Below are 246 nucleotides of genomic sequence, written 5' to 3'. Positions count from 1 at the left end.
GCGCAGCACGCCGGGCGCAAAGCGCAGCGACAAGTGCCAGGTGTCCGCCTGCACCCGCTCCAGCATGGCCTCGGCCGGAACCGGCGGGGAGGCCGCTGCGCAAGCCGCGGCAGGCTCGCCGGCGGCCTCGCCCAGCGCCACTTGCAGGCGGGCGAGCAGGGCGTCGCCATGCGGGGCCAGCACGGCCTCGCCGCCATCGTCCTCCAGCGCCCGGCCGACCAGATCCTCGATGTGGTCACGGCACTC

The 246-nt window shown here is 76.0% G+C and carries 1 pseudogene; it reads right to left on the bottom strand.

Annotation, left to right across the window (positions count from 1 at the left end):
- A pseudogene (locus GRF61_RS24500) lies at positions 1-246 on the bottom strand (chemotaxis protein CheA); the annotation flags it as partial.

Origin of the sequence: Azoarcus sp. TTM-91 (assembly GCF_012911025.1) — a bacterium.
Lineage (GTDB): Bacteria > Pseudomonadota > Gammaproteobacteria > Burkholderiales > Rhodocyclaceae > Azoarcus.
Note: the sequence above shows the minus strand (reverse complement) of the source record. Positions and strands in the feature narration are given on the sequence as shown.